Source organism: Streptomyces sp. NPDC035033, from assembly GCF_040636735.1.
Lineage (GTDB): Bacteria > Actinomycetota > Actinomycetes > Streptomycetales > Streptomycetaceae > Streptomyces.
On record NZ_JBEZUZ010000029.1, the window covers coordinates 14,829 to 29,555 of the forward strand.

At 76.1% G+C, this 14,727-nt stretch carries 13 protein-coding genes; 7 read left to right on the forward strand and 6 right to left on the reverse strand.

Annotated features, from left to right (window positions below; translation table 11 throughout):
- Positions 1-4: 4 nt before the first annotated feature.
- Complete coding sequence (locus AB0E83_RS14765) at positions 5-2,068, reverse strand: hypothetical protein (RefSeq protein ID WP_362110305.1); 2,064 nt, start codon at positions 2,066-2,068, stop codon at positions 5-7.
- Between the two features lie 139 nt (positions 2,069-2,207).
- Between AB0E83_RS14765 and AB0E83_RS14770 the strand changes: the two genes are divergently transcribed.
- Positions 2,208-2,831 (forward strand): histidine phosphatase family protein, encoded by a 624-nt coding sequence (locus tag AB0E83_RS14770; protein ID WP_362110308.1) that lies wholly within the window; start codon positions 2,208-2,210, stop codon positions 2,829-2,831.
- A 23-nt stretch (positions 2,832-2,854) separates the two neighbouring features.
- On the opposite strand, the gene AB0E83_RS14775 is transcribed toward AB0E83_RS14770, so the two are convergent.
- Positions 2,855-3,598, reverse strand: coding sequence for a PIG-L deacetylase family protein (locus AB0E83_RS14775; RefSeq protein WP_362110311.1), 744 nt, complete (start codon positions 3,596-3,598; stop codon positions 2,855-2,857).
- Positions 3,599-3,739: 141 nt separating this feature from the next.
- Here AB0E83_RS14775 and asnB point away from each other — a divergent pair, with 141 nt between their 5' ends.
- The 6 genes from asnB to AB0E83_RS14805 all read left to right on the forward strand — a co-directional run bounded on the left by asnB (position 3,740) and on the right by AB0E83_RS14805 (position 10,848).
- The gene (gene asnB, locus AB0E83_RS14780; protein ID WP_362110314.1) at positions 3,740-5,548 is read left to right on the forward strand and encodes an asparagine synthase (glutamine-hydrolyzing); all 1,809 of its coding nucleotides are present in this window, start codon (positions 3,740-3,742) and stop codon (positions 5,546-5,548) included.
- The gene (locus tag AB0E83_RS14785) at positions 5,545-6,438 is read left to right on the forward strand and encodes a hypothetical protein (protein WP_362110317.1); all 894 of its coding nucleotides are present in this window, start codon (positions 5,545-5,547) and stop codon (positions 6,436-6,438) included. The genes asnB and AB0E83_RS14785 overlap by 4 nt, the downstream gene beginning before the upstream one ends.
- Positions 6,439-6,535: 97 nt before the next feature.
- The gene (locus AB0E83_RS14790; protein ID WP_362110320.1) at positions 6,536-7,282 is read left to right on the forward strand and encodes an SDR family oxidoreductase; all 747 of its coding nucleotides are present in this window, start codon (positions 6,536-6,538) and stop codon (positions 7,280-7,282) included.
- 42 nt (positions 7,283-7,324) lie between these two features.
- Positions 7,325-8,890 carry a class I tRNA ligase family protein gene (locus AB0E83_RS14795; protein ID WP_362110323.1) on the forward strand — a complete coding sequence of 522 codons (1,566 nt, stop codon included), beginning with the start codon at positions 7,325-7,327 and terminating at the stop codon, positions 8,888-8,890.
- Positions 8,891-9,099: 209 nt separating this feature from the next.
- A complete protein-coding gene (gene mshA / locus AB0E83_RS14800) occupies positions 9,100-10,410 on the forward strand; it encodes a D-inositol-3-phosphate glycosyltransferase (RefSeq protein WP_362110439.1) in 1,311 nt (436 codons plus the stop codon).
- Between the two features lie 237 nt (positions 10,411-10,647).
- On the forward strand, positions 10,648-10,848 hold the full coding sequence (locus AB0E83_RS14805; protein ID WP_362110326.1) for a hypothetical protein: 201 nt from the start codon (positions 10,648-10,650) through the stop codon (positions 10,846-10,848).
- Between the two features lie 76 nt (positions 10,849-10,924).
- Here AB0E83_RS14805 and AB0E83_RS14810 read toward each other — a convergent pair whose 3' ends face one another.
- The 4 genes from AB0E83_RS14810 to AB0E83_RS14825 form a co-directional block, all read right to left on the reverse strand.
- Positions 10,925-11,977, reverse strand: coding sequence for a helix-turn-helix domain-containing protein (locus tag AB0E83_RS14810; protein WP_362110329.1), 1,053 nt, complete (start codon positions 11,975-11,977; stop codon positions 10,925-10,927).
- Between the two features lie 64 nt (positions 11,978-12,041).
- Positions 12,042-13,070 carry a helix-turn-helix domain-containing protein gene (locus tag AB0E83_RS14815; RefSeq protein ID WP_362110332.1) on the reverse strand — a complete coding sequence of 343 codons (1,029 nt, stop codon included), beginning with the start codon at positions 13,068-13,070 and terminating at the stop codon, positions 12,042-12,044.
- Positions 13,071-13,186: 116 nt separating this feature from the next.
- Positions 13,187-13,612 (reverse strand): transcriptional repressor, encoded by a 426-nt coding sequence (locus AB0E83_RS14820; RefSeq protein ID WP_362110335.1) that lies wholly within the window; start codon positions 13,610-13,612, stop codon positions 13,187-13,189.
- Positions 13,613-13,718: 106 nt separating this feature from the next.
- A complete protein-coding gene (locus AB0E83_RS14825) occupies positions 13,719-14,612 on the reverse strand; it encodes a class I SAM-dependent methyltransferase (RefSeq protein WP_362110338.1) in 894 nt (297 codons plus the stop codon).
- Between the last annotated feature and the right edge of the window lie 115 nt (positions 14,613-14,727).

Here is a 14,727-nt window from a genome sequence, read left to right on the forward strand (position 1 = left end):
GGGGTCAGGGGGTCCCGGCGGCCGGCCGGCCCTCCGCCCACCTCAGGGCGGCCGCCCGCTCCGCCCCGGTGGGGAGGGGGACGACCCGGTCGGGGTGGGTGAGCAGGTAGTGGCCCCGGGCGGCGCGGAGGCCGATCGCGCGGGCCTCGGCGGAGAGGCCGGGGTGCTCGGCGACCTCCACCGCGCGCTGCCACCAGCTCCGGCTGCGCCGGTCGACGTCGTAGTGCCAGAGGGGCTGCGCCGGGTCGGCCGCCGCGAGCAGCACCCGGTGGACGACGTACGGGCGCGGGCCCGGGACGCGCAGCAGCCGGTCGGCGACGAGCAGCGGGTGGACGCCGTCGAGGCGGGCGCGGACCAGGACCCAGGTCAGCAGCTGGCCCACGTCGTGGGCGCCGGAGACGGCGAACTCCCACAGCTCGGCCGCCTTGGCCTCGTCGGGCGCGCCCAGGTGGGTGAGGAGCCGCAGCTCGTCCTTCCAGACCGGCCGCTCCTTCTCCCACCAGGCGACCAGCCTCCCGGCGGCCGGGTGGCCGAGGTCGAGGGCGAGGCAGGTGAGGGTGACGAGGGGGTGGCGCCACTCGGTGTACGTCGTCCGGTACTTCTTCGCGAGGTCCTTCATCCGGCGCGGCAGCAGCGCGTCGACCTCGGCGGCCGTGCCGAGGCCGTGGGCGAGGAGCAGTTCGAGGCAGAAGCCGAGGCCCTGGAGCCCGGTCGCCGGGTCGGCGATCCGCTCCCGCAGCCAGCGGACGCCGGCGTCGGTGAGCGTCCGGTGGCGGTGCCACAGGTCACCCAGCGCGCCCTCGGGGGCGGTGAGGTCGGGGCCGGTGCCGGCGAGCAGGTCGTCCCGGGCGGCCTCGAAGCGGGTCACGGCGGCGAGCGCGTCGGCGGGGCGGACGGCGGGGAGGGCGCCCTCCGGCCCTCCGAGGGCCTGCTCCCGCACGCGCTCCGCCTGTTCGTCCGCCGCCGCGGCGGCGAGGACGCGGAGGGGGCGCGGGAGGCGTTCGTCGGTGGCGAGCCGGACGGCCGTGAGCGCCGTGTAGGACCGGCCGGGGTGGTGACCGGAGCCCGTCTCCTCGCGCCAGTCCGTCGTGAGGGCGCCGGCGAGCGCGTCGTACAGGCCGCGCAGCGAGCCCTCCGGGGCGTCGTGCGCGGCCAGGTCCGCCGCGAGGGCGGCGGCGGCCGGCACGGCCCCGGGTTCGCGCAGGGCGCGGTGCAGGCGCAGCCAGGCGTGGACGGCGGCGCGGTCCCCGGCGAGGGCGAAGCCGCGCACGGTCGCGAGGGCCCGCTCGGACGGCACCGAGGCGAGGACTCCGGCCGCGCCGGGGCCGAGGGCGGCGACGGCCTCCCATGCCTCCTCGTGGCCGTGGCGCAGCAGCGCGTGGAGCAGGTTCCGGTGCCCCGTCCACTCGGCGGGGCGGTCCGGGTGCCGCTCCCGCCAGGCGCGCAGCAGCCGCCGCGTCTCGTCGGGGGTGAGGGCGTCCCGCCGCTCCAGCGCGTCGGCGAAGGGGGTGGCGGAGGCGAGGTCCAGGGGGCCGGCGAGGCGGGCGTGGAGCCAGGCGGCCTCGGCGGCGGAGAGGGGGCGGTACCGGAGGACGGGGGCGCCGCGGTCCAGCGGCTCGCCGAGGCCGGCGAGGAACTGGCGCACGCCGTCGGGGTCGGCCGGGTCCGGCAGCCCGTCGGCGTCCCGCCCGGTGACCCGGTCGAGCCCGAAGGCGCCGCGGGGCCCGTTGTCGGTGATCCGGAAGCCGTCCGGGCCGGGGCCGAGACCGGCGGCGACGGTGGCGTGGTCGCCGCCCCAGTGCAGCAGCAGTTCGCCGGTCAGGGCGCCGGAGCGGTCGAAGGCGCGGGTGTGGGACTGCCAGTGCCAGTACGCGAACGAGACCGGGCCCGTCAGTCCCCGCCCGGCGGCGAGCTCGGCGGCGTCCGCGTGCCCGTCGCCCTGGTCGTAGCGGGCGCGGCCGGGCGGCGGGAGCGCCAGGAAGCCGTCCCGGTCGAGCCCGCGCCACCAGGCGGTGACCACCGCCAGGTCCGACGCCGCCCGGTCCGCGCGCCGCTCCTGTCCGCCCACCGCTGCTCTCCTCGCTCCCGTACGGTCCCGCCACCCTGCCACACCGCCCGCAACCGGCCGGGACGGCCCGGCGTCCCCGTACAGACCCGCGGGACCGGCTTCGCGGGCGTACCGCGCGACACGGAGAGGGGACCGGATCATGACCGGTTTCGCCGCCCGCCACCTCTACCTCACCCGGCACGCCGAGGCGTCGCCCGACGAGAGCGAGCTGACGGAGGCGGGGCGGCGGCAGGCCGTCCTGCTCGGGGAGCGGCTCCGGGGGGTGCCGCTGGCGGCGGTCCACCACGGGCCCCTCGCCCGGGCCGAGGAGACGGCCCGGCTGATCGGCGGGCGGCTCGACGGGGTGCCGCTGCGCCGCTCCGAGGCGGCCGGCGACTACGTCCCGTACCTGCCGGCCCGCGAGGAGCTGCCGGCGGAGACCGCCGACGCGATGCTCGGCTTCCTGGACCGGCTCCCGGCGGAGGAGCGCGAGCGGGGGCCGGCGCTCGCGGCGGAGGCGTGCGCCCGCTTCACGGGTCCGGTCGAGGGGGACGAGCCGCGCCACGAACTGCTCGTCACGCACAACTTCCTGGCCGGCTGGATCGTCCGGGCGGCGCTGGGCGCCCCGGCGTGGCGGTGGATGGGGATCGACCACGCCAACGCGGCGCTCACGGTGCTCCGTTACGCCCCCGGCCGCGCCCCCTCCCTCCTCCTCTTCAACGACACCGGCCACCTCCCCGCCGGACTCCGCTGGACCGGCTTCCCGCCCGAACTGCACGTGTAGGAGCGCCGGCCCCGCCCGCCGGGTCAGTCGATGTGGACGATCTGGAAGGCCTCCGCCATGCGGCCCGGGGGGAGGCCGGCGGCGGTGGCGTGTTCGGAGAGCCAGGTGCGCAGGAGGCCCGCCAGGTCGTCGAAGTGGGCCGTCTGGGAGGTGTGGATGCGCAGGGCCTCGACCTTGCGGTCGAAGACGGGGGTGACGTCGACGTACTGGTTCGGCGTCGGGCCGGTCATGAGCCACAGTTCGTGGACGGTCCACGGCTCCAGGCCCTCCTCCTTGAGGAGCGAGGGGTGGGCGAAGGGGTTGCGGGCCTCGGGGTAGATCGCGCGCAGGCAGGCGTCGCCGACGGCCCGGTGGTCGGGGTGGAGGTCGGCGGCGCGGGCCCAGTTGATCTCGGGGGAGGGGATGACGGCCCGCTGCGGGCGGACCTCCCGGATGACCCGGCACAGGTCGCGCCGCAGTTCCGCGGTCGGTTCGACGAAGCCGTCCGGGTAGCCGAGGAAGCGGACGTCCGCGACGCCGCTCAGCTTCGCCGAGTGGACCTGTTCGGCGCGGCGCAGGTCCGCCATCGCCTGCCGGGGGAGCAGCGGGTCGTAACCTCCGGCGCCGCCGTCCGTGACGATGCAGTACGTGACGCGGGTGCCGCGTTCGATCCACTGCATCACGGTGCCGCTGACGCAGAACTCGATGTCGTCCGGGTGCGCGGCCACCACCAGCAGTGATTCCGGTGCGCTGCGGACGGTGGGGTGGTCGGTCGCCAAGTCCTCCATGGCTCCAGCCTGTTGGGGGCGGAGGGGCGTCGCAAGGCCAACCCGTGGCGTGAACAGGACATGGCACTTACGCGCCATTCAAAAAGTTGGTAGATTCAAATCATTGAGTCATGCCTGGATGACGACACGGAGGCGACCGGCATGTGCAGGATTCTCGGCTCCTTCGCCGCCGGGGCGGACCGCCCCGACCCGGCCGCGCTCGCATCGGCCTCGGCCCGCCAGCGCCACGGCGGCCCCGACGAACACCGGGTCCTCAGCGGCCCCGGCTGGTCCCTCGGCTGCGACCGGCTCGCCGTCACCGACCCCCGCGGCGGCCGGCAGCCCTACCGGCTGCCCCACCTCCCCGGCGTCCTCGCCGTCCTCAACGGCGAGATCTACAACCACGCCGAGCTCCGCCGCGCCCTCGCCGCCCGCGGCCACCGCTTCCCCGACCGCTGCGACGGCACCCTCCTGCCCGCCCTCTACGCCGAGTACGGGCCCGCCTTCGCCGAGCACCTCGACGGCATGTTCGCCGTCGCCGTCCTCGACCTGCGGCCTGGCCGCACCCAGCTCGTCCTCGCCGTCGACGACATGGGCATGAAACCGCTCCACCTCCACCACGACCCCCGTGACGGCTCCACCCGCTTCGCCTCCGAGATCCCCGCGCTCCTCGCCTTCGGCGGCGTACGGTTCAGCCCCCGCGACGACTCCCTCGACACCGTCCTCGCCACCCGCACCTCCTTCTCCACCGCCACCGCCCTCGACGGCGTCAGCGTCCTCCCGCCCGGCGCCACCGCCCTCGTCCGGCCCGGCGCCGCTCCCGTCGTCCGCCGCCGCGGTCCCCACCGGGCCGCGCCCGTCGGCGACACCCAGGACGTGCTGCGCCGCGAGGTCCGCCGGCTCGCCGCCGCCGACGTCCCCGTCTGCGCCGTCACCAGCGGCGGCCTCGACTCCGGACTCGTCACCGCCCTCGCCGCCGAACACGCCCGCGAGACCGACGCGCCCCCGCTCCACACCTTCCACCTCACCTACCGCGGCACCTGGCCCGGCTCCGAGGCCGCCCACGCCCGCTCCGTCGCCCGCCGCGCCCGCACCGTCCACCACGAGATCGCCCTCGACCCCGACGAACTCCCCTCCCTACTCACCCGCACCGTCCGCCACCTCGGCCAGCCCAACGCCGACCCCATCACCCTCTCCACCTACGCCCTCTTCCGCGCCGTCCGCCAGAACGGCTTCACCGTCGCGCTCACCGGCGACGGCGCGGACGAACTCTTCGGCGGCTACGACCGGATGGCGGCGGCCCTCGCCGCCCCGCCGGGGGCCGACTGGGCGGCGGCCTACACCGACGCGCTCGCCGCCGCGCCGCGGCTCCTGCGCGAGCACCTGTACACGGCCGACTACCGCGCCCACATCGCCGACACGGGGTCCGCCGCCGACCGCATCGAGCAGGAGCTGCGCTCGGCGGAGGCGGTCGGCGCCGACCGGGTCACCGCGACGACCGCGCTGGAGACGCGGTGGCGGCTGCCCGCGTACCACCTGCGGCGCGTCGACCACCTCGCGATGGCCTGGGCCGTCGAGACGCGCCTCCCCTTCTGCCAGCCCGCCGTCGTCACCCACGCCCGCGCCCTGCCGGCCGCCGCGCGCACCGGCAAACGGGCCCTGTACGAGGCGGGCGCGGAGCTCCTGCCCGCGCCGGTGCTGCGCCGCCCCAAGCAGCCCTTCACCCTTCCGGTCGAGGCGATGATCGCGCCCGGCGGGCCGCTGCTCGACACCGTCCGCGAGCTGCTCTCGCCGGCCCGCCTGGTCCTCGGCGGCAAGCTCCGCGCGGACCGGGTCGGCCGCCTCCTCGCCCGCCAGACGGCCCGCCCCAACCGCGCGGACGCCCAGGCCCTCTGGGCCCTGGCCGTCCACGAACTCTGGACCGACGTCCTCCGCACGATGCAGGTCCCCGCGGACTGCGCGGCGGCGTGACGTGCCGCCGGGGAGACGGCGCCCTCGTCGTCCGCGCCCATGACGCGCCCGGCCCCACGCTCGTCGTGCGGGCCGACGACCTGCCCGGGAACGTCCTGGGGCTCGCCGAGGAGCTGGCCCGACTGCCCCCCGGGCCACGGAAGATCGCGTTCTACGGGGAGGACGGCGCCGGCGGCCTGCGGTACCGGTTCGTACAGGCCCTGCCGGACGGCGGGTTCGACTTCCGGGCCGGCTGCGGGCACTCGCTGCTCGCCTGCGTCGTCGCCGCGGCCCGCCCCGGCCCCGTGACCGTCCGCGCGCTCACCACCGGCGACACCGTCCTGTGCGAACCGGAGCCGGAGCCGGGACCGGGACCAGGGGCGGGGACGGAACCGGGGCCGGGGCCGTACGGCGGTGCGTACACGCTGCACTTCCTCCGCGCCCCCGACGCCCCCGGCACGCTCCCCACCGGCCGCCCCCGCGACCGGCTCCTCGGCGTGCCCGTCAGCCTCGTCTCGTACGGGAACCCGTACGTCTTCGTCGACGCCCGCCACGCCCGCGGCCGTACCCACCTGCTCGCCCTCCGCGCCGAGGCCGCCCGGCTCCTCGGGCACCCCCCGCACTCCGCTCTCCCCAAGATCGCGGCGGTCCGGGTCACGCCCCGCGGGCTCTCCGTGCGCGCGCTGACCGTCGGCGGCTGGCACCCGCGGCTCGCGCTGACGGGCGCGGCGGCGCTCGCCGCGGCGGGGGCGCTGGAGGGGACCGTCGTGCCGCCGGTCGACCGGCCGGTCCGGACGCCGGGCGGCACCGTCACCGTCTGCGCGGGCCCGGACCGGGTCAGCGTGCGCCACAAGCGGGCGACCGTGCTCGGCACGTGCCCGCTGCCCTGGCGTATCCACGCAACGGCGTGAACGCGCAGCCCGCTCCGCAGGTCACGCCCCCGGACCCTCTGCCACGCTGAAACGGACCGGCCATCACCCGCCGTATCCATGGGGAGAGCGGACACACATGAAATTCGAGAATCTGCGTGTCGTCGTGACCGGCGCGTCCCGCTACTTCGGCCGCGCGCTCGCCGTCGGATTCGCCCATCTCGGCGCCGAGGTCTACGTGTCGGCGCGGACCGTGGAGGCCGCCGAGCGGACCCGCACCGAGGTGATGGGCTCGGCCCGGGACCGCATCCACGCCTTCGGCTGCGACCTCAGCAGGCCCGCCGAGATCCGGGAGTTCGCCGCCCGCGTCGGCGAACACACCGACCGCGTCGACCTGTTGGTGAACAACGGCGCCCGCTGGCTCGACGGCATGGACCTGGAGTCCACCAGCGACGCCGAGATCGTGGAGACCATCGAGTCCACGGCCGGCGGCACCGTCCTCATGGTCAAGCACTTCCTGCCGCTGCTGCGCGGCTCGCTGCGGCCCGACATCGTGAACATGGTGGCCGTCCGGGACGCCGAGGGCGCCTCCGCGACCGCCGCCGGCGGGGCGCACGAGGCGTTCTGGGCGGCGAAGAGCGCCCAGGCCGGCTTCGCCGACATCCTGGCCCGCCGGCTGCGCCCCTCCGGCGTGCGGGTCTTCTCCCTCTTCCCGCCCGACTTCTCCACCGCCGACCCGCGCTTCGCCGAGTGGGACGGCACCGACCCGAGCCGGGTCGCGGCCGACGACAAGCTCACCACCCAGGCCCTCTTCGAGTGCATCGTCTACGCCGTCGAGCAGCCCCGCGACTGCTTCATCCGCTCCTTCCACTTCGAGCCCCGCTGACCCGCCGAACCACCCTTTCCTGCCGACGCTCAGGAGGATTCCGTGAGCACCCCCGTCTGGATCACCGCGACCCCGCCCGCCACCCACGGCGAACTCCACATCGGCCACCTCGCGGGGCCGTACGTGGCCGCCGACGTCCTGACCAGATACCTGCGGGCCGAGGGCGAGCCCGTCCGGTTCACCACCGGCACCGCCGACCACGCGAGCTCCGTCGAGGTCAGGGCGCTGCGGCTCGGCCGCAAGCCGGAGGAGGTCGCGGAGGGGTACCGGGCCGCGATCACCGCCGACTGGCTGCGCTCCGGCGTCGCGTTCGACCACATCGTCCGGCCCCGCCGCGACAAGGGGTACGCCCGGTGGGTGCGGGACCTCTTCGCGAAGCTGTACGCGCAGGGGGTCATCGCCCCGCGCACCCGGCTCCTGCCGTACTGCGAGCCGTGCGACCGGTGGCTGCACGGGGCGCACGCCACCGGCTCCTGCCCGCACTGCGGGGCCGCGAGCGACGGCGGGATGTGCCACGAGTGCGCGCGGCCCAACGACGGCGGGGACCTCATCGGGGCGCGCTGCGCGCTCTGCGGCACCCCGGCGGTCGCCCGCCGCTGCCGCCGGCTCTACATCCCCCTGGAACCCTTCCGGGACACCCTCGCCGACTACTGGGCGGCGGCCGGGCTGCCGCCGCGGCTCGCCGCGCTGTGCGAGTCGCTGGTGGAGGACGGGCTGCCGGACATCGCGGTCGGGCACCCGGCCGAGTGGGGTCTCGAGGTGCCGGTGGAGGGCTTCCCCGACCACCGGATCGACGGCTGCTTCGAGGCGGCCGCCATGCACCTCTTCGGCTACGACGCCAAGGGGCCGCTGCCGGCCCGCGCCATCCACTTCTGCGGCTTCGGGCACTCCTTCTGCCACGCGGTGCTGCTGCCGGTGCTGCTGCTCGCGCAGGACGTGAAGCTGCCGCAGGACTTCAACGTCAACGAGTCCTTCGTGATCGAGGAGGGGGTGCGGGAGGGGAACGCGTGGGCGCTCGACCTGCTCACCGAGTACGGCTCCGACACCCTGCGCCGGCACGTCCTCCAGGCCCGCCCGCTGGGCCGCCGCACGGTCTTCCGCCGGGACCGGCTGGCCGCCGCCCGGCGCGAGCTCGACGAGAACTGGAACAGCTGGCTCTCCCGCCTCTTCGCCGCCGTCCGCGAGGAGTGCGACGGGCTCGCCCCGCAGGCGCTGCCCGGCGGCACCGGCTGGGAGGTCCTGGAGCGGCGGCTGCACCGGGCCGTGGACGACCTGCGCGAGGCGTACGGCCCGGACGCCTTCGACCCGCGCCGGGCGGTCGCGGTCCTCGACGAGATGGTCCGCTCGGCGGCCGACTTCGGCCACGTCAACGCCCACGAGCGGTGCCGCCCCACCACCGCCTGCCGCCATCTGCCCGCGCTCGCGGCCCAGTTGGCGGTCGCCTCGGCGCTGACGGCGTGGGCGCGGCCGGTGATGCCGGAGGGCGCGGACCGGCTGGCGGCGGCGCTGCGGGTGGAGGCGGGGCGGCCGGTGGACTGGCACGCGCTGATCCCCCCGCTGCCGGGCACCCGGCTCGCCCCGCCGTCGGGTCCGGTCTTCGGTTTCTGACCCGCCCCGCCCGGGTCCGGTCGCCGGGCTCGCGCCCCGCCTTCCCGGCCCCTGTCTTCTAAGCCACTAAGAAGCCGGATAGTTCGGACCGGACCGTTCGGGCCGGACGGTCCGGGTACGTCCACCCCGCCGCGTGCCCCGGCGCGAGACGCGCGGGGGCACGCGGCTCCCCCACCCCTCAGGAGCCCCTCGTGTCCCTGCGCGTCGCCATGCTCAGCGTCCACACCTCCCCGCTCCACCAGCCCGGAACCGGGGACGCCGGCGGCATGAACGTCTACATGGCCGAACTCTCCCGGGCCCTCGCCGAACAGGGCGTGGAGGTCGACCTGTTCACCCGCCGCCAGGACGGCGGCGAGCCCGGCACCGTCGACCTGGCGCCCGGCGTGCGGGTCCGGCACGTGGTGGCGGGCCCGCGCCGGGCGGTCGCCAAGGAGGCCGTGGCGGACCTGGTGCTGCCCTTCGCGCTCGGCCTCTTCCGGCAGGGGCGGCGCTACGACCTGGTCCACTCGCACTACTGGCTCTCCGGGCAGGCCGGCCGGATCGCCGCCTTCGGCTGGGACGCGCCGCTGGTGCACACCGCGCACACCCTGGCCCTGGTGAAGAACGCCCACCTCGGCGCGGGCGACCTCCCCGAGCCGGAGTCCCGGGTCCTCGGCGAGCGGCAGCTGGCGGCGGAGGCCGACCGGCTGATCGCCAACACGGCGGACGAGGCCGAGGCGCTGCGGTCGCTGTACGGGGCGGAGCCGGCCCGCACCGCGGTCGTCCGCCCCGGGGTGGACCTGCGCACCTTCGCCCCCGGGCCGGGGCCGGACGGGGGGCGGGCGGCGGCGCGGGCCCGGCTCGGGCTGCCGGCCGGGGCGTTCGTGCCGCTGTACGCGGGGCGGATCCAGCCGCTGAAGGGGCCGGACGTGCTGGTGCGGGCGGTGGCGGAGCTGCTGCGGACGGCGCCGGGGCTGCGCGGCCGGCTGCTGGTGCCGGTGATCGGCGGGCACTCGGGGGCGGGGGAGCGGGGCGCGGTGGGGCGGCTCGCGGCGGAGCTGGGCGTGGCGGACGTGCTGCGGCCCTGTCCGCCGGTGCCGCAGGAGCGGCTCGCGGAGTGGTTCCGGGCGGCGGACGTGGTGGTGGTGCCGTCGCGCAGCGAGTCGTTCGGGCTGGTGGCGGCGGAGGCGCAGGCGTGCGGGACGCCGGTGCTCGCCGCGGCGGTGGGCGGGCTGCCGACGGCGGTGTGGGAGGGGGTGACGGGGCTGCTGGTCCGGGGGCACGACCCGGTGGAGTACGCCCGCCGGCTGCTGTGGCTGGCCCGGCACCCGGAGGCGCGGGCGACGATGGCGGCGGCGGCGGTGGGGCACGCCCGGGGGATGAGCTGGCGGGGTTCCGCCGCGCGGACGGCCGAGGTCTACGAGGACGCGCTGGCGCGGCGGTCGGCGGGGGCGTCACGGGTGGGGCAAGGGCGGCGGCACGCCCCTGCCCCGGCGGCCCCTCTCTCCTGGAGGAACGAGAAGGCCGTAGCACGAGCGTAGCACCTCTTTTGGTTCGACCAAAGGTTAGGAGCGGTGCGGATCGGTCAATTCCGTTGATCCGGTGGCCTGTTGGCGGCGCATTGACGCACTCACGCCATGGCGGGTCCACGCATCGGAGAACTCTGGATTCGTCAACAGCCGCTCGCCAGAATGGAGTTGTCTTCAGGGAGAGCCCGGCGGCACGGGCCCCCGGAAGAGGGAAACAGCACATTCGCCGTTCCAGATCCTGGAGGAATCATGTCCGTCGAGAAGAACTCCGGAATGCAGAAGACCGCCCGGCAGTTCCTGCTCGCCCTCACGGCGTGTCTGGCGGTCGCCGGCGGCGCCGCCCTCGCGGTGGCCCCCGGCGACGCCCCGGAATCCCCGGTGCAGCACGCCGGCGTCACCGTCGACTGGCCGCACACCACGGCCACCGCGACCCCGGCCCCGGTGAACTGACCCGCGCCGTACCGCAATCCCCGAAAGCCCCGTGATCGCCCTGCCACGATCACGGGGCTTTCGCGTGGCGGGGAATTCAGTCGAGCCAGCCGAGCCGCACCGCGCGCACCCCCGCCTCGAATCGGCTCGACGCCCCCAATTCCTGCATGAGTTCGGAGAGCATGCGGCTCACGGTGCGCAGCGAGATCCCGAGATTGCGGGCGATCTTCTCGTCCTTCATGCCGTCCGCGAGCATCTGCAGCGCCGCCCGCTGCTGCTCCGACAGGCCGTCCCCGCCCCGCTCGGGCGCCACGTCGTCGCCGTACGGGACGGCCGTGTGCCAGCAGTGCTCGTACAGGCTCAGGAAGGAGCCGACGAGCAGCGGGCCGCGGGCCAGGATCGCGCCCCGGCCGGGCTCCTCGGGGTGCAGCGGCACCATCGCGTACTGCTGGTCCACCAGCACCATCGTCATGGGGAGTTCGGCGGCGATCCGCACCTCGACGCCGAGCTCCGCGCGGCGCCGCAGCACCTCCGCCTCCTCCGGCCCGACGGCGTCCTCCGTGCGGTAGATCGCGCGGATCCGGACGCCCTGTTCGAGCTTGCGCGCGTCGCGCTCGAAGATCCGCTCCGGCACCTGGCGGCCCGGACCCATGGGGTACATCGAGCAGGACGCCTCCTGGGTGACGTCGACGATGTCCTCCAGCGCCTGCTGGATCCGCCGGTAGTCGGTGATCGCCTCGATCGCGATCTCGGACCCGGAGAGGGAGCCGGGCCGCAGGAAGGCGCCGGCCAGCGTCTCCAGGGCGCCGTACGCCTGGTCGGCCTCGGCCAGGTGCTCCCGCAGCCGGGCCCGCTCCCGGTTCAGGATCCGCAGCAGCGCGATCTCCGGGTGCACCGAGGCGACCGCGCCCTCCTCGGGCCGCCAGTCGGCCCTGCGCAGGTCGGCGGCGCTGGCGTGGCGGCTGGTGGTCGGGACGATCAGGCCGAGGGAGAGCAGTTCGGCCCGACATCGCTCGTGCTCCTCCGGCGCGATCCCTAAGCCGGCGGCCACCTCCCCGAAGTTCGACACCCCGCGACGGCGCAGCTCCTGGTACAGGCCCACCAGCGTCCCGGTGCCGCCGTCCTCCGTGTCACCGCCCGTCGTGACCATGGCGAACTTCCCCCTCCTCGTCGCGAATCGACCGTCCCGGACCGTCAGGCTACGTGGTGCGGCGTCACGCGCCCCCGGCGCCGGCGTCGCCGCCCTCGCCGTCCAGCAGGCCCAGCCGCGCCGCCTTCACGCCCGCCTCGAAGCGGCTGGCCGCGCCGAGTTCGTGCATCACCTCGGAGATGAGCCGGCTGACCGTGCGCAGCGACACCCCCAGGGCGCGCGCCACCTGTTCGTCCTTGATGCCCGAGGCGAGCATCCGCAGCACCGTCCGCTGCTGCTCGGTCAGGCCGTCGCCGTCGCTCCCCCCGGGCTCCTGGTGGCCGTACGGGGTGGCGGCGTGCCAGCAGTACGCGTACAGGGACCGGTAGACGCGCACCAGGCCCGGCCCGCGGGCCAGGATCGCGGGGGAGTCGGGGTCGCGGGGGTCGGTCGGCAGCAGGGCGAAGGACTCGTCGGCGAGGACCATGTTCATCGGGACGACGGAGCAGAGCCGGACCTCGGCGCCGAGCGCGGTCCGGGCGGCCAGGTGCTGGTCCATCTCCGGGACCTGCCCCACCCGGTGGCTGTACATGGCCTGGACGCGGACGCCGCGGGCCACCCGCGCGCGGTCCCGGTCGAGTTCGAGGGCCATCTCCTCGCGCCGGACCGAGCCGGTGGCCATGGAGTGGACGGACTCCCGGGCGGTCTCCGTCAGGCCGGCGAGCTCGCGCCGGATCCGCTCCGGATCCTCCACGATCTCCACCTCGACCTCGGAGCCCGGCTCGGTCCGGGCCCGCAGGAAGGTCCCGGCGAGCGTCTCCAGGGCGGTGTGGGCGCGGCTGGTCTCGGCGAGCCGGCTCTCCAGCCGGTCCCGCTCGTGCCGCAGCAGTCCGACCAGGGCCACGTCGGGGGCGACGACCTGGGGGGTGGGCCCGGCGGCGTCGACCAGACCGAGGGCGGCCAACTCGGCCCGGGCCCGGTCCCGTTCGGCGTCGGTGAGCCGGAGGCCGCGGGCCGCCTCGGCGAGCGGGGTGCCCGGAGCGGCGCGGAGGGCCTGGTAGAGGGCGAGGGCCTGCTCGCCTCCTGTGCGTATTCCGGCGGCGTTCCTGGACACGGCGGCAGCAGACTCCCCTCGGATCGCGCGGATCCCGTTGAAAAACGCCCCGGCTGACCCTGCCACACATTCGAACGTTCCGCACGAGGCCCTGGGGCGAAGTCGCACGGGCGGGATCAGGCGGCCGCTTCCGCGCACGCGGGGCACAGCCCCTTGAAGACCAGCTCGGTCTCGCCGGCCCGCCACCCGGGCAGGGAGCCGCGCGGCGGCGCGGGCGCGGGCGCGTCCACGTTCTCCACCCGGCCGCAGCGCACGCACAGGGCGTGCTGGTGCCGGGGGCCCGAGATCTCGAAGACGGCCGGCAGGCCGGGCCGGTCGAACTTGCCGACCAGGCCGGTCTCCTGGAAGTGCCGCAGCATCTCGTAGACGGCCTGGCTGGTGAGCGTGCCCAGCCGCTCGCGGGCGGCCGCGGTGATCGCCTCGACGTCGAGGTGGCCGCCGGCGGCGAGGACCGAGAGGACCTCCAGGCGCGGCCCGGTGACCCGCAGCCCCACGTCCCTCAGGCGCTGGATCACCGCCTCGCGGCCCGTCAGCTCTTCCACGACTGCCCTCTTCCCGCGCCGCCACCTGGTCGGCCCAAACGTTTGTGGGCATCGTACCTCTTGCCCGTCCACGCCGTCAGGCGGTACTCGGCCAGGCGGTGTCCGGTCACTCGTCGGGGCGGCAGACCAGCAGCACCGACTCCGTGCGGTCGTCGATCCGCTGCCGCCGCCGGCCCTCGACGTGCAGCCCGGCCGCGTGCAGTTCGGCCGCCAGCCGGTCCGGGTCCACGATCCACTTCTCGGTGGTGAGCACGGTCCGCTCCGTCGACAGCTTCCCGGTCCGCGCCGCGTAGTAGGTGATCCGCTCGCTCATCGCCCCCAGGTCGAAGTCCTGCCGGGCCACCACCCACTCGTCGATCCCGTCGAACCGCGGCACCTGGAAGGCCCAGGTCCGGCGCGGTTCGGCGACCAGCTCCGGCCACCGGTGCGCGGTGTAGTCGAGGGCCAGCGCCCCGCCCGCCTCCAGGTGCCCGGCGACCTCCCGCAGCAGTCCGGGCCGGCGGCCGGGCGGGACCGCCGAGACCATCGCGCCGGCGAGCAGCGCCAGCCGGTAACTCCCGCGCAGCCGCAGCTCGGTGAGGTCCGCGCGGGTGGTCGCCACCAGGCCGGCCACCTGCGGGCCGATCCGGCGGGCCCAGGCGTCGAGGCGCTCCAGTGCGGAGGCGTCCCGGTCCACGGCCTCCACGGCGAAGCCGTGCCGGGCGAAGGGGACGGCGAGCCGCCCCGCGCCGGAGCCGAGGTCCAGGACGGGTCCGCCGGTGGAGCGGGCGAGGCCGAGGTACCGGACGATGTCCGCGCTGTGCGGGCCGAGCAGGGCGTCGTGCAGCCAGACGGACCCCTCGTCCACGGCGGAGACGGACTCCAGGCCGGGCAGCGCGTCGGAGGCGATCCGCACCCCGGCGCCGGCCGCGGGCGTCCGCTCCGGGTCGTACCGGGACGGCAGGACCGGCGCGAGCGCTGCGGGCACGGCGGGCAGGGAAGTGCCGCTCGGGGTGTGCATCGCTCCTCCAGGGGCTCGCGCGGTCCATGCCGTCCGGGGGCGGGGTTCCCGTGCCGCCGGGACCGCGCCGCTGCGACCATCCTGACCGGGGGGAGGAGCCCCGATCCACCGGATC

What these genes read in the sequence shown, in the direction of transcription:
- AB0E83_RS14825 (WP_362110338.1), bottom strand. Translation starts at nt 14,612, where the DNA reads ATGCACACCCCGAGCGGCACTTCCCTGCCCGCCGTGCCCGCAGCGCTC.
- mshA (WP_362110439.1), top strand. Translation starts at nt 9,100, where the DNA reads ATGCTCAGCGTCCACACCTCCCCGCTCCACCAGCCCGGAACCGGGGAC.
- asnB (WP_362110314.1), top strand. Translation starts at nt 3,740, where the DNA reads ATGTGCAGGATTCTCGGCTCCTTCGCCGCCGGGGCGGACCGCCCCGAC.
- AB0E83_RS14770 (WP_362110308.1), top strand. Translation starts at nt 2,208, where the DNA reads ATGACCGGTTTCGCCGCCCGCCACCTCTACCTCACCCGGCACGCCGAG.
- AB0E83_RS14805 (WP_362110326.1), top strand. Translation starts at nt 10,648, where the DNA reads ATGTCCGTCGAGAAGAACTCCGGAATGCAGAAGACCGCCCGGCAGTTC.
- AB0E83_RS14775 (WP_362110311.1), bottom strand. Translation starts at nt 3,598, where the DNA reads ATGGAGGACTTGGCGACCGACCACCCCACCGTCCGCAGCGCACCGGAA.
- AB0E83_RS14810 (WP_362110329.1), bottom strand. Translation starts at nt 11,977, where the DNA reads ATGGTCACGACGGGCGGTGACACGGAGGACGGCGGCACCGGGACGCTG.
- AB0E83_RS14790 (WP_362110320.1), top strand. Translation starts at nt 6,536, where the DNA reads ATGAAATTCGAGAATCTGCGTGTCGTCGTGACCGGCGCGTCCCGCTAC.